The following is an 11983-nucleotide window of genomic DNA, read 5'->3' on the forward strand; positions in this document are numbered from 1 at the left end:
ACGGTCGAGGCCATAGCGGGGCCGCCGCGCCGGGCCGCCCCAAGCAAGGCCAGCACCCTTGGGGTGCAGCGCAGTACACGCAGTGACAAGCGTGGGGGCCACATTTATTCTCCCTCTCCGAATTTGTCTGCCACCAGGGCCAGCAAGGCGTCCATGGCGTCCTGCTCGCGCTCGCCGCTGGTCTCGATTTCAACGGTGCTGCCCATGCCGGCGGCCAGCATCATGACACCCATGATGCTCTTGGCATTGACGCGCCGCTCGCCCCTGGCCATCCAGACTTCGCAGGGGTAGCTCCCCGCCAGCTTGGTCAGTTTGGCCGAGGCGCGCGCATGCAGGCCTAATTTATTGTTGATGGTCGTGGTTGTTTTGATCATTTTTCTTTCTTACCTGATTCTGGGGCGCCGTCACCGCCACCGACATGACACCCTGGGTGCCACCGGCCATGGCACGCGCCACCAGGGAATCGAGCGATTCACGACGGTAAGTGACGGTGCGCAATAGCATGGGCAGATTGACCCCTGCTATCAATTTCGAATTCAATCCGTCCACCAGCTTTTGTGCCGCGTTACATGGCGTGGCACCAAATACATCAGTCAACACCAGCGTTTGGGGGGTGTTGAGGAGGGCCAGGGCCTGCGCCGCACCGGCCAGCGTTTCCTCGGGCGGAACATTGGGCTGCACATCGAACGCCGCCACCCCGTCCACGGCGTCGGGAAAAACATGCAAAACACACTGGCGCAGCGCACTGGCCAGTGGCGCATGAGCGATGATGAAAATGCCATTGTTCATAATTAAAACCTGCGAGACAGATCGCCGCCAGACACAGTGAGCCAGCGCTACCTCAATACGTCAGAGCATTATGGCTTTTTGCCGTCAGAAAATAGGCATACGACGCGACGCAGCACGCTAAAAACACGCCCATCGCCGTCTGGAAGGCCTGGATCTCTGTCAGCCCCAACCCCTGAAAACCATCCACGGCCAAGCCGATTCCCCACTGCACAGCAAATACCCCGGCAAAGATCACCAGGTTGTACGCGGAGAGTGCTCGCCCGGCGAGCGCTGGCGCAAAAGCCATGCCCACCGCCGGTTGCGCCAGCGATACAAAGGTGCAACTCATGCAATACAAGGCCCACAAGGCTCCAGCCCACGTCGATGCTCCATCAGCAGCTACTATTAGTATAGCAAGCAACAAAAAGCTTATTGGCAACCCCCGTCCAATCAGGCGATCCGCATGAAGACCGCGACGCGTCAGCCACGGGTTGACCATGCCCCAGGCCCAAAAAGTACACAGCATCGCGACATTGATCCAGAATAAACCTTGGGCAGCTTGCAGCGGGCTGTATCCCGCCACCTTGATCATCCAGGGCGTGGCCCATAGCGTCTGCATCGCGACCAGGCCGCCATAACAAAAAAATCCGATAGGTGCCATCTTGCGGAAATAGGGGTGCTTCCAGACCTCGGCATAGCTGGCCGTGGCGCGCACCGCATCTTGCCCTGGAGGTAGCGCCACCACCCATTTCGGTACCTGCCAGGCAATGAGTACCATGGACAGCAGCACCAGTGCGGCCAAGCCCCAAAACAGCGCGCGCCAGCCCACAAGGGGCACCAACCATTGCACCGGCAGGGTGGAGGCCACCATGCCCAATGAACCGGTCATCAGCATCCAGGAGTTCGCACGCATCTGGCTTGTGGCGGAAAGCCAGCGGCGGTAGCCCGTCAAAGGCGCCATCAAACAGGCACTAACCCCCACGCCACACAAAATTCGCGCGGCCAACAGGCCGGCAAAACTGCTGGCCAAAGAAAAGGCGACGCAGCCCAGCACGGCCACCGTCAACAAACCAAGAATGACATTTTTCGGTCCATGCCGGTCCAGCCACTTGCCCAAAGGCAATTGGGTAGCCGAGAATCCCAGAAAGTAGCCCCCGGCCAGCAGGCCCAAATCACTGGCATTGAGCGCAAACTCCTGCGTCAACGTGGGTGACAGCGTGGCGGTCACGGCACGAATCAGGGCCGAAAAAAAGTAGGCAAAGGCAAAAGCCAGAAACACCAGGATGGCGGTGCGCTTGGGCAGGGTACTCATTGCAGTCTCAGACCGGCAAAGTAGGCGTCAGCGACAGCCGGATTGGCCGTGTCCCCATACATTGCAGCCTGAAAAACCACCGAGCCTGCCGCAAACCAGACCGCCTGCAGCACCACGGCACTGCCGTCAGGACGCGTACCGGATGCCACCAGCAGCACCGGCGGTGACAACGCGTTGGCCCCTTTGAGCACAAAGGGCTGCTCGGCCACCGATTGCGCCTGCAGATTGGCCAGCGTTGCGGCTTTCCACTGCGCAAGGACGGCATCGGTCATGGCGCTGTCTTTCAGATCGGCGTGAGCCAGTGCAAACTTGATGCCGCCGCTATCGCACGCCAACATCGTCATGGCGAGATCTTTGGCCCCCAGCTTGACCACGCGTTCGCCCTGATCAGGTTTGCAGGGAAACAGCGCCACCAGCGGCGCATGAGCAGGGCGAACTTCACGCCAGTTGAAGGTCGGGCTGCAACCGTTGAGAAGCGGGCTACCGCACAACAACACGACGAGAAGGAAAAAACGCATGAGGCGATTATCTGTGCTGATACACAGCGCCCCTGCCAACTCAGCCGGTTGCAGCTTAGTTCAGCGCGCCGAACACTTTTTTGAGCAGTGCACTGCCAGTCCCGACAGGATCCTTACGAATCTTCTTTTCTTCCTCGCCGATCATCAGATAAAGACCATCCAGGGTTTTGCCGGTCACATACTGTTGAATAGTGGCTTCGTCCTGTTTGACCAGACCCAGTTCAGCCGCCTTGCCGGCCACCTGGTTGTACTTCCCGGTCAATCCTACTTTGGCCGTGGCCTTGCTGACCTCCGGCAAAAACCTGACGCCGAGCGGTGCACGGGTTTTTTCAGCAAAAAAGTCCGTGACCGAGGTTTCGCCGCCTGCCAGAATTCTCTTGGCGTCGCTCACATTCATGGACCGGGCGGCATTGACCAGCAAGTCCTTCGCCATGGGGACGGCCGCTTCGGCAGCACGATTCATGGCCGTGACCAGTTCGTCGATGCGCCCGCCTTGTCCCAGTACCCGCAACAATTTGGACGCGTCTTCCAGATAGGCAGGCAAAGGAATCCGAACTTTTTCATTACCCAGGAATCCATCCGTTCTGCCGAGCAAGCTTATGGCGGTGAGGGCACCTTTTTCCAGAGCGGCTTTCAGCCCTTGGGAGGCCTCCTTGTTGGTCAGGTCATCGAGCGATAAAGCATGCGCTTGATGCTGTACCAACAACAGAAGTGCCGCCAGAAATGGCATGGGAGTGGAATTAAACTGTCGACGATTCATGGAAGCACCTGTTAAATGAAACGAAGTTTCGTATTTGCCGCAGCAGCGGGCATTTTGGCCGTCGGTGCGGGCATTTACCTGAATTCGGGCATGCCGACAGCACCGCAGTCATCTTTTGTCATGCTGGATGGCTCCAGGAAGGATACATCGCAGCTCAACGGAAAAGTCACCCTGGTGAACTTTTGGGCAACCAGTTGTGTTTCCTGTGTTGCCGAGATGCCCAGGCTGATCTCAACCTACGACAAGTACCAGTCACAAGGATTTGACACGATCGCCGTGGCCATGCGTTACGACCCGCCGAGTTATGTGGTTAATTTCGCCCAGACCCGCAAACTACCATTCAGTGTGGCCATCGACAATACCGGCGCCGTGGCCAAGGCTTGGGGCGACGTGCAGCTGACGCCCACCACTTACCTCGTGAACAAGCGCGGTGAAATCGTTAAACGCTATATTGGCGAGCCCGACTTTACGGAACTCCATCACTTAATTGAAACCTTGCTGGCGGAGGCCTGACCTAGCACTCCGCGGCCTTTTCAAGGAATCTAGTCCTTGCGGAAGTCGTCATGACAATTCTGGCAGGCGCCCCCCGTCGCAGTCACGGCCGTCTTGATAGCGTCCAGATTACCGGCTTTTGCAGCGGCAGCAAGCTTGGACATTTCAGCCTGCATTTTGTCCGCGTAATCTTTGAATTTGGCGGGCTCTTTCCAGATTTCTGGCTTGGCGCGCGTATCGCCTTTGTCCGTGCCCGCGATATAAGCTGGCCATGGGAGCTTCGACATGAACTCGGCCACTGCAGCGCTTTCAGCAGCTATTTTGGCGTCAAACGGGACCTTGCCGGAGGCCATGGCGCCGACACGGCCAAAATTCTGCTGCATCAAAAACATCGCGCTTTTCCGGTACTTGACAGCATCTTCAGGCTTGGCAAACTGGGCGGCGGCCGGGACACTCAGAGTCACTGCGGCAGTGGTGAGAACAAATGAGACGATTTTTTTCATTGTTTTTCCTGCTTAATGCTTGAGTGTTGTTGATAGCTTTGTTGAGTGTAGTGATGGTTTGAAAGTTCTGCCGATCTATGTGAACTAGGGAAACTACCGATTGGTTGGACCTGGAGCACAGCATCAACGCACAATAAGAACAATCAACCAGACGCATGGGGGTGCCTGGTACTTTGAGATTCTGAAAGGTGAACGTATGTCAAATACCGTCAGAGTATGGGACTTGCCCACGCGGGTTTTCCACTGGGCTTTGGTTGCCTGTGTTATCGGTTTACTCACGACAGCCCAAATCGGAGGGGATGCGATGGCATGGCATTTCCGATTTGGTTATACGGTACTCAGTTTGCTGCTGTTTCGCATTGTCTGGGGCATCGTGGGTGGGCGCTGGTCCCGCTTTGACTCGTTTATTTACTCGCCCAGCACTGTGCTTCAGTACATCAAGGGCCAGGGGCGGCCCGAACATTCCATCGGCCACAATCCGTTGGGGGCTGGATCGGTATTTGCGCTGCTGGGTTTCCTGCTTCTTCAGGTGGCGAGCGGACTCATCAGTGACGACGAAATTGCCACATCGGGTCCACTAAGTAAATTTGTGTCCAGCACCCTGGTCAGTACCGCCACTTTCTATCACAAAAACATTGGCAAGCTAGTCGTCATCGGTTTGGTCGTGCTTCATATCGGCGCCGTACTTTTCTATCTTGTGAAGAAGGGCGAGAATCTTGTTCGACCCATGATTCGGGGTGATAAAGAAACTCCGGTTGTGACGGAGGACTCGCGGGATGACGCCAGATCGCGTGCGCTGGCCGCCGCAGTATTTCTGGTCTGCGCGGCGATGGTCGCCTCGATGGTCCAGCTCGCGCAATGAGGCATTTGAATCACGATAGACTCGAAGCGCCTACTCCGAGTATGTATTGACAGTGAACACCTCAACAATCCGATTCTTTACACCCAGCTCGCCTGAGGAACTCAGTACGCTACGCGGCATTTTTCATGAGTATGCTGACAGCCTCCAAATCGATCTGTGTTTTCAGGGATTTGAGGCCGAACTGGCCGCACTGCCGGGAGAATACTCCGAGCCGCGTGGTGCTTTGCTGATGGCGCTGATCGATGACAAACTGGCCGGCTGCTGCGCTTTGCGCCCACTGGACACTGTGGACTATCCGAACGCCTGTGAGATGAAACGGCTCTATGTACGACCGGTTTTCCGACGAAGCGGCGTCGGTCGTCAATTAGTCGAAGCCATCATGGACTGCGCGCGTCAGGCCGGTTATGACTGCGTGCTGCTGGATACGCTGGATGAAATGGAAACTGCCAGAGCCCTTTACCAGGACTTGGGCTTTGAAGAAGTTCCGCCCTACTATCACAGCCCCATTGAAGGGGCGCACTACCTCAAGGTGGATCTATAAACGCCGCCACGACGTGTCGTGGCGCCCCCCTTGTTTCAAAAAACCCTTCAGGCCTTGGCCTGCGCGAGCAGTGTAGCCGCGTCACTGACCTCAAATTTGCCTGGCCCTTCAATATTCAACGAGGCCACTTTCCCGTCCTTTACCAACATGGAATAACGGTTGCTGCGCAACCCCAGTCCTTTGCCTGTCAAATCAAGCGTCAACCCGGTAGCCTTGGTGAACACCGCGTCGCCATCCGCCAGCATGCGCACCTTGCCAGCCGACTTTTGCTCCCGCGCCCAAGCCCCCATCACAAAGGCGTCATTCACGCTGACACACCAAATCTCGTCGACCCCCGCGGCCTTCAGTTCCGCGAACTTTTCAACATAACCGGGTACATGCTTGGCTGAGCATGTCGGGGTAAAAGCGCCGGGCAGTGCAAACAGTGCAACCGTCTTACCTGCACTGGCTTGGAGCACGTCTACGGGATTGGGTCCGATACTGCACCCCTCGCCCTCCACCTCTGAAAATTCCAACAAGGTTGCTGCGGGAAGACTGTCGCCTACTTTAATCATTTGCTGCTCCGGAAATAGTTGATTCGAATTCACCAATAAAAACGGCTCACATTGTGAGCCGTTTTTGCGAGACCTGCAGTCTGACGACTGCAAAGACTTAAACCGCAGCCGCCTTTTGGACCAGACGGGTTGCTACCCAGTTCTTGGTCTTGGAAATCGGCCGGCTTTCGGTAATCTCGATGACGTCACCCAGTTTGAACTCGCCCTTTTCGTCATGGGCGTGGTACTTGCTGGATTTACCAACGATTTTTCCGTAGAGCTCGTGCTTGACACGACGCTCGATCAACACAGTAACCGTCTTTGCACGCTTGTCGCTGACAACCTTGCCAGTCAGAGTACGCTTGAGGGATTTTTTAGCTTCCGTCATTTATAGCTCCTTATTTGGCGGATTTTTCAGCGCTTTGCTTTTCGACAAGAATAGTCTTGGCGCGAGCAATATCACGGCGCATTGAGCGCAGCGTAGCGGTGTTGGTAAGTTGTTGCGTGGCTTTCTGCATGCGCAGACCGAAGTGAGCCTTTTGCAACTCTTTAACTTCAGTTTGCAGACCGGCAACGTCTTTTTGGCGTAGTTCAGTAGTTTTCATATCATGTTCTCCTGATTACTGGCCAATCATGCGAGCCACAAAAGTGGTACGCAAAGGCAGCTTGGCAGCAGCCAAACGGAACGCTTCACGAGCCAACTCTTCGGTGACGCCGACGATTTCAAAAACGATCTTACCGGGCTGAATTTCCGCCACGTAGTACTCGGGATTACCCTTACCGTTACCCATTCGCACTTCAGCAGGCTTTTGGGAGATTGGCTTATCGGGAAACACTCGAATCCAGATCCGACCACCACGTTTGACGTGACGGGAAATCGCACGACGTGCGGCTTCAATCTGACGAGCAGTCAAACGACCACGATCAATGCACTTCAGACCAAAATCACCAAACGCGACCGAGCTGCCTCGGGTCGCAATACCGGTGTTACGGCCCTTTTGCTCTTTGCGATATTTGCGACGAGCGGGTTGCAACATAATTATTCTCCTTTACCGTCAGCTGCTGCAGCTGGCGCGGCTACCTTGCGGACGCGCTGAACGGCGGGTTTATTTGCGTTGGCCCCTGTGGCCTCGGCAGGTTTGTCGCTGCCATCGGCAGGCGCAGTGTTGCCACCCATGGGGGGGCGACGCGCGCCACGAGGCGCCGGACGATCCGTACCAGGACGGGCATCACGACGTGGACCACGTGGACGGCGGTCATCTTCAGCACGCGGCTCAACAACGGCCGGCAGATCATTACGACCCAGCGTATCGCCCTTGTAAACCCAGACCTTGACACCAATGATGCCGTAAGTCGTTTGTGCTTCGGAAGTACCGTAGTCAATATCGGCACGCAATGTGTGAAGTGGCACGCGACCTTCGCGATACCACTCGCAACGAGCGATTTCAATACCATTCAAACGGCCTGACGACATGATCTTGATGCCTAGGGCACCCAGACGCATGGCGTTCTGCATGGCGCGCTTCATGGCTCGACGGAACATGATGCGTTTTTCGAGCTGCTGTGTGATGCTGTCGGCGATCAGTTTGGCATCGATTTCGGGCTTGCGCACTTCTTCGATGTTCACTGCAACCGGCACACCCAATTGGCGAGCCAACTCACGTTTCAAGTTCTCGATGTCTTCGCCTTTTTTGCCGATCACAACACCCGGACGTGCCGAGAAAATTGTGATACGGGCATTCTTGGCCGGACGCTCGATCAGAACACGCGAAACGGACGCGTTTTTCAACTTGGCCTTCAGGTACTCGCGTACCTTGATGTCTTCAGCCAGCATGCCCGCGAAATCGCGGTCATTGGCGTACCAGCGCGATGCCCAGTTACGGCTGATCGACAAGCGAAAGCCGGTTGGGTGGATTTTTTGTCCCATATCTTCCTGGCCTCTTTCAGTTACCAACCGTCACGTACACATGGCACGTGGGTTTTCTGATTTGGTTGCCACGACCTTTTGCGCGGGCCGTGAAGCGCTTAAGCGAGGCACCTTGCTCAACAAAAATCGAAGTAATCTTCAATTCGTCGATGTCGGCACCGTCATTATGCTCAGCGTTGGCAATGGCCGATTCCAGAACTTTCTTGATGATCACAGCAGCTTTTTTCTGCGTGAACATCAAGATGTTCAAGGCTTGGTCCACTTTCTTGCCACGGATCAGATCCGCGACCAAACGGCCTTTATCGACCGACAAACGAACGCCACGAAGGGTTGCACGTGTTTCCATGGTCACCTCCTTATTTCTTTTGGACTTTTTTGTCCGCAGGATGGCCCTTGAAAGTACGGGTGAGCGCGAACTCTCCCAACTTGTGGCCAACCATTTGATCGGTGATATAGACCGGCACGTGCTGTTTGCCGTTGTGCACCGCGATGGTCAGGCCGATGAAATCGGGCAGAACCATTGAGCGACGCGACCAGGTCTTAATCGGCTTTTTGTCTTTGGTTGCAACAGCCTTTTCGGCTTTTGCGACCAAGTGATGGTCAACAAACGGACCTTTTTTGAGAGAACGAGTCATTTACCTGCCCCTTACTTCTTGCGACGCGACACGATCATGACCTGCGTGCGCTTGTTGTTACGGGTACGGTAACCCTTGGTCAGATTACCCCAAGGATCGACTGGATGACGGCCTTCGCCGGTCTTGCCTTCGCCACCGCCATGAGGGTGATCCACCGGATTCATGACAACACCGCGAACGGTAGGACGAATGCCCTTCCAGCGCTTAGCACCCGCTTTGCCGAGGCGACGCAGGCTGTGTTCTTCGTTCGCCACTTGACCCAGGGTCGCACGACATTCGATGTGGATCTTGCGAACCTCACCCGAACGCATACGCACCTGAGCGTAGATGCCTTCTCGCGCCAGCAGGGTTGCCGAGGTACCGGCTGAACGCACGATCTGCGCGCCTTTGCCAATTTGCAACTCAATGCAATGCACGATGGAGCCCACCGGAATATTGCGGATAGGCAAGGTGTTGCCAACACGAATCGGAGCTTCGGCACCGCTCATGATGGATGCACCAACCTCAAGACCACGCGGGGCAATGATGTAACGACGCTCACCATCCGCATAGCACACCAAAGCGATGTGCGCAGAACGGTTCGGGTCGTACTCAATACGCTCGACCTTGGCGGGAATGCCATCCTTCGTGCGCTTGAAATCGACCACACGGTAGTGATGCTTGTGACCACCACCCTTGTGACGAGTTGTGATGTGACCATTGTTATTGCGGCCAGCGTGTTGGAACTGAGGCTCCAGCAAGGGCGCAAAGGGTTCACCTTTGTACAGATGATCACGCGAAATCTTCACCACGCCACGACGGCCTGGTGAAGTGGGTTTCATTTTAATGACAGCCATGATTACGCAGCCTCCCCACCTAGGTTCAGCTCTTGACCAGGCTTCAGCGTCACATAGGCCTTGCGAATATTATCGCGACGGCCCACAGACTTGCCAAAACGCTTGGTTTTGCCTTTGGTGTTCACCACAGAAACGCCTTTAACCTCAACCTTGAACATCAATTCCACTGCGGCCTTGATTTCATATTTGGTAGCGTCTTGCAGCACTTTGAAGGTCACAGCATTGCTCTTTTCCGCGACCATGGTTGCCTTTTCAGACACGATGGGGGCGACGAGCACCTGCATCAGACGACCTTCGTCAAATGTAGTCAGATTTGGACCGTGGCTCATGCGAACATCTCCTGGAGTTTTTCCATCGCGGCCTTGGTGACGAGCACTTTGCGATAGTGAACCAGGGACACTGGATCAGCGTAGCGTGGCTCAACAACCAAAATATTCACCAGATTCCGGGAAGCAAGGTACAGGTTCTCATCGACTTCGTCAGCGATCACCAATACGGATTCCAGATTCATGGCCTTGAACTTGGCAGCCAAAGGCTTGGTTTTGGGTGAATCCACTTTCATGGAATCAACCACGGCCAAGCGGCCTTCACGCGCCAACTGCGACAAGATGGATGCCATGCCGGCACGGTACATCTTCTTGTTGATTTTTTGCGTGAAATTTTCGTCGGGCATGTTCGGGAAAATCCGACCGCCTCCGCGCCACAAAGGCGAGGACGTCATACCGGCGCGAGCGCGACCCGTACCCTTTTGTTTAAAAGGCTTCTTGGTCGAGTGCTTGACCTGTTCGCGATCTTTCTGAGCACGTGTGCCTTGACGGGCATTGGCTTGGAAAGCAACCACAACCTGGTGAACCAGATCTTCGTTGTAAGCACGACCAAACACAGTTTCCGGCGCTTCATATTTTGAAGTAGCCTGACCTTGGTCATTCAGGAGTTCGAGCTGCATCAGTTCGCTCCTTTCGTTTCATTATTCTTGGCTTTGACCTTGATAGCCGGGCGAACGGTCACAAAACCGCCAGCCGAACCAGGCACCGCACCCTTGATCATGAGCAATTGACGAGCTTCGTCAATGCGAATGACATCAAGATTTTGCGTGGTAACAGTATCGTCACCCAAATGACCCGTCATGCGCTTACCAGGAAACACACGACCAGGATCCTGAGCCATACCGATAGAGCCAGGAACGTTGTGCGAACGGCTATTACCGTGCGACGCCCGCTGCGAACTCATATGGTGACGCTTGATCGTGCCAGCAAAGCCTTTGCCGATCGTCGTACCCTGCACGTCAACTTTTTGACCCACAGCGAACACCGCCGACACAGGCACTGTTGCACCCGCCTTGTACTGGGCCGCCACATCGGCGGTCAGACGAAATTCTTGAATGATTTCACCAGCTTCGACACCTGCTTTTGCAAGGTGACCAGCAGCCGGCTTCGTGACGCGCGAAGCTTTACGCTTGCCAAATGTCACCTGCAAGGCGACATAGCCGTCATTCTCTTGGGTTTTGACCTGGGTCACACGGTTGTTTGACACGTCGACTACCGTCACAGGGATTGCATCCCCTTCATCGGTAAACAGGCGCATCATGCCAACCTTGCGTCCCAGCAACCCTAGGGAGTTACTCAGACTCATTGTTTTCTCCGTAACTCTCACCGTTGCAACTTCAATTGGCTACAACGTTTTGCGTGAGAGACTGTTAATAAAACCCTGTTGAAATGCGTTGCCGCTTTTAACAGAGCCTGCGAGTATAGCCTGAACCTTTTTTACGTGCAAGCTCATTCCACACCCGGACAATCAAGGAGCTCCGACTGACGCCGAAACTCCTTATGATTTACTGCAGCTTGATTTCAACATCCACACCAGCGGGCAAATCAAGTTTCATCAAGGCATCAACGGTTTTGTCCGTTGGGTCAACGATGTCCATGAGACGCTGGTGCGTGCGAATTTCAAACTGGTCACGACTGGTCTTGTTGACGTGCGGGGAACGCAGAATGTCAAAACGCTTCATGCGCGTAGGCAGGGGCACGGGACCCTTGACGATGGCGCCAGTGCGTTTGGCTGTATCCACAATCTCAGCGGCCGATTGGTCGATGAGTTTGTAGTCAAAAGCCTTCAGACGAATGCGGATTTTTTGTTTGGTAGCCATGGTAATTCCTTTGTATTTTGCGAATTACGCGATGATCTTGGCAACCACACCGGCACCGACCGTCTTGCCACCTTCACGGATGGCGAAGCGCAGGCCTTCTTCCATGGCGATCGGGTTGATCAACTTGACCGTGATCGACACGTTGTCGCC

The 11983-nt window shown here is 55.1% G+C and carries 21 protein-coding genes and 1 pseudogene; 3 read left to right on the forward strand and 19 right to left on the reverse strand.

Translation table 11 applies throughout. The features are described from left to right. Positions 1-104 precede the first annotated feature (104 nt). From C5P05_RS01605 to C5P05_RS01625, 5 genes are read right to left on the reverse strand one after another with little or no spacing between them, the layout of a single operon-like run. A complete protein-coding gene (locus tag C5P05_RS01605; protein WP_114968148.1) occupies positions 105-374 on the reverse strand; it encodes an HPr family phosphocarrier protein in 270 nt (89 codons plus the stop codon). Then, positions 343-789: a PTS sugar transporter subunit IIA gene (locus C5P05_RS01610; protein ID WP_114968149.1), complete on the reverse strand. Its 447-nt coding sequence runs from the start codon at positions 787-789 to the stop codon at positions 343-345. Before C5P05_RS01610 ends, C5P05_RS01605 begins: the two co-directional genes overlap by 32 nt. Before the next feature lie 52 nt (positions 790-841). After that, positions 842-2080, reverse strand: a complete 1239-nt coding sequence (locus C5P05_RS01615; protein WP_114968150.1) for an MFS transporter — start codon at positions 2078-2080, stop codon at positions 842-844. Beyond that, positions 2077-2598: a hypothetical protein gene (locus C5P05_RS01620; RefSeq protein WP_114968151.1), complete on the reverse strand. Its 522-nt coding sequence runs from the start codon at positions 2596-2598 to the stop codon at positions 2077-2079. Before C5P05_RS01620 ends, C5P05_RS01615 begins: the two co-directional genes overlap by 4 nt. A 55-nt stretch (positions 2599-2653) precedes the next feature. Next, a complete protein-coding gene (locus C5P05_RS01625) occupies positions 2654-3358 on the reverse strand; it encodes a DUF4197 domain-containing protein (protein WP_114968152.1) in 705 nt (234 codons plus the stop codon). A gap of 15 nt (positions 3359-3373) precedes the next feature. On the opposite strand from C5P05_RS01625, the gene C5P05_RS01630 reads away from it, so the two are divergent. Then, positions 3374-3871 carry a TlpA disulfide reductase family protein gene (locus C5P05_RS01630; RefSeq protein ID WP_114968153.1) on the forward strand — a complete coding sequence of 166 codons (498 nt, stop codon included), beginning with the start codon at positions 3374-3376 and terminating at the stop codon, positions 3869-3871. Between the two features lie 29 nt (positions 3872-3900). Here C5P05_RS01630 and C5P05_RS01635 read toward each other — a convergent pair whose 3' ends face one another. Beyond that, complete coding sequence (locus C5P05_RS01635) at positions 3901-4353, reverse strand: c-type cytochrome (RefSeq protein ID WP_114968154.1); 453 nt, start codon at positions 4351-4353, stop codon at positions 3901-3903. Between the two features lie 196 nt (positions 4354-4549). On the opposite strand from C5P05_RS01635, the gene C5P05_RS01640 reads away from it, so the two are divergent. After that, positions 4550-5215, forward strand: coding sequence for a cytochrome b/b6 domain-containing protein (locus tag C5P05_RS01640; protein WP_114968155.1), 666 nt, complete (start codon positions 4550-4552; stop codon positions 5213-5215). Positions 5216-5267: 52 nt separating this feature from the next. Continuing rightward, entirely contained in the window at positions 5268-5756 is a 489-nt protein-coding gene (locus C5P05_RS01645; RefSeq protein WP_114968156.1) for a GNAT family N-acetyltransferase, read from the forward strand. A gap of 47 nt (positions 5757-5803) precedes the next feature. Here C5P05_RS01645 and C5P05_RS01650 read toward each other — a convergent pair whose 3' ends face one another. The 13 genes and pseudogenes from C5P05_RS01650 to C5P05_RS01710 form a co-directional block, all read right to left on the reverse strand. After that, on the reverse strand, positions 5804-6310 hold the full coding sequence (locus C5P05_RS01650; RefSeq protein WP_114968157.1) for a peroxiredoxin: 507 nt from the start codon (positions 6308-6310) through the stop codon (positions 5804-5806). A gap of 97 nt (positions 6311-6407) precedes the next feature. Beyond that, the gene (rpsQ, locus tag C5P05_RS01655; protein ID WP_114968158.1) at positions 6408-6677 is read right to left on the reverse strand and encodes a 30S ribosomal protein S17; all 270 of its coding nucleotides are present in this window, start codon (positions 6675-6677) and stop codon (positions 6408-6410) included. Between the two features lie 10 nt (positions 6678-6687). Continuing rightward, positions 6688-6894: a 50S ribosomal protein L29 gene (rpmC, locus tag C5P05_RS01660; RefSeq protein ID WP_114968159.1), complete on the reverse strand. Its 207-nt coding sequence runs from the start codon at positions 6892-6894 to the stop codon at positions 6688-6690. Positions 6895-6909: 15 nt separating this feature from the next. Then, a complete protein-coding gene (gene rplP, locus C5P05_RS01665) occupies positions 6910-7326 on the reverse strand; it encodes a 50S ribosomal protein L16 (RefSeq protein WP_114968160.1) in 417 nt (138 codons plus the stop codon). Between the two features lie 2 nt (positions 7327-7328). Then, on the reverse strand, positions 7329-8216 hold the full coding sequence (gene rpsC, locus C5P05_RS01670) for a 30S ribosomal protein S3 (RefSeq protein WP_114968161.1): 888 nt from the start codon (positions 8214-8216) through the stop codon (positions 7329-7331). A 16-nt stretch (positions 8217-8232) separates the two neighbouring features. Further along, on the reverse strand, positions 8233-8562 hold the full coding sequence (gene rplV / locus C5P05_RS01675; protein ID WP_114968162.1) for a 50S ribosomal protein L22: 330 nt from the start codon (positions 8560-8562) through the stop codon (positions 8233-8235). Between the two features lie 10 nt (positions 8563-8572). Then, positions 8573-8851 (reverse strand): 30S ribosomal protein S19, encoded by a 279-nt coding sequence (gene rpsS / locus C5P05_RS01680; protein ID WP_114968163.1) that lies wholly within the window; start codon positions 8849-8851, stop codon positions 8573-8575. Between the two features lie 11 nt (positions 8852-8862). Beyond that, on the reverse strand, positions 8863-9687 hold the full coding sequence (gene rplB / locus C5P05_RS01685) for a 50S ribosomal protein L2 (protein WP_114968164.1): 825 nt from the start codon (positions 9685-9687) through the stop codon (positions 8863-8865). Between the two features lie 2 nt (positions 9688-9689). Then, on the reverse strand, positions 9690-10016 hold the full coding sequence (rplW, locus tag C5P05_RS01690) for a 50S ribosomal protein L23 (protein WP_114968165.1): 327 nt from the start codon (positions 10014-10016) through the stop codon (positions 9690-9692). Continuing rightward, a complete protein-coding gene (gene rplD, locus C5P05_RS01695; RefSeq protein WP_114968166.1) occupies positions 10013-10633 on the reverse strand; it encodes a 50S ribosomal protein L4 in 621 nt (206 codons plus the stop codon). Before rplD ends, rplW begins: the two co-directional genes overlap by 4 nt. Continuing rightward, positions 10633-11319 carry a 50S ribosomal protein L3 gene (rplC, locus tag C5P05_RS01700; RefSeq protein ID WP_114968167.1) on the reverse strand — a complete coding sequence of 229 codons (687 nt, stop codon included), beginning with the start codon at positions 11317-11319 and terminating at the stop codon, positions 10633-10635. The genes rplD and rplC overlap by 1 nt, the downstream gene beginning before the upstream one ends. 199 nt (positions 11320-11518) lie before the next feature. Continuing rightward, positions 11519-11833 (reverse strand): 30S ribosomal protein S10, encoded by a 315-nt coding sequence (gene rpsJ / locus C5P05_RS01705; protein ID WP_028250951.1) that lies wholly within the window; start codon positions 11831-11833, stop codon positions 11519-11521. A gap of 24 nt (positions 11834-11857) precedes the next feature. Next, a pseudogene (locus C5P05_RS01710) lies at positions 11858-11983 on the reverse strand (elongation factor Tu); the annotation flags it as partial.

Source organism: Rhodoferax ferrireducens (genome assembly GCF_003347515.1).
Lineage (GTDB): Bacteria > Pseudomonadota > Gammaproteobacteria > Burkholderiales > Burkholderiaceae_C > Rhodoferax.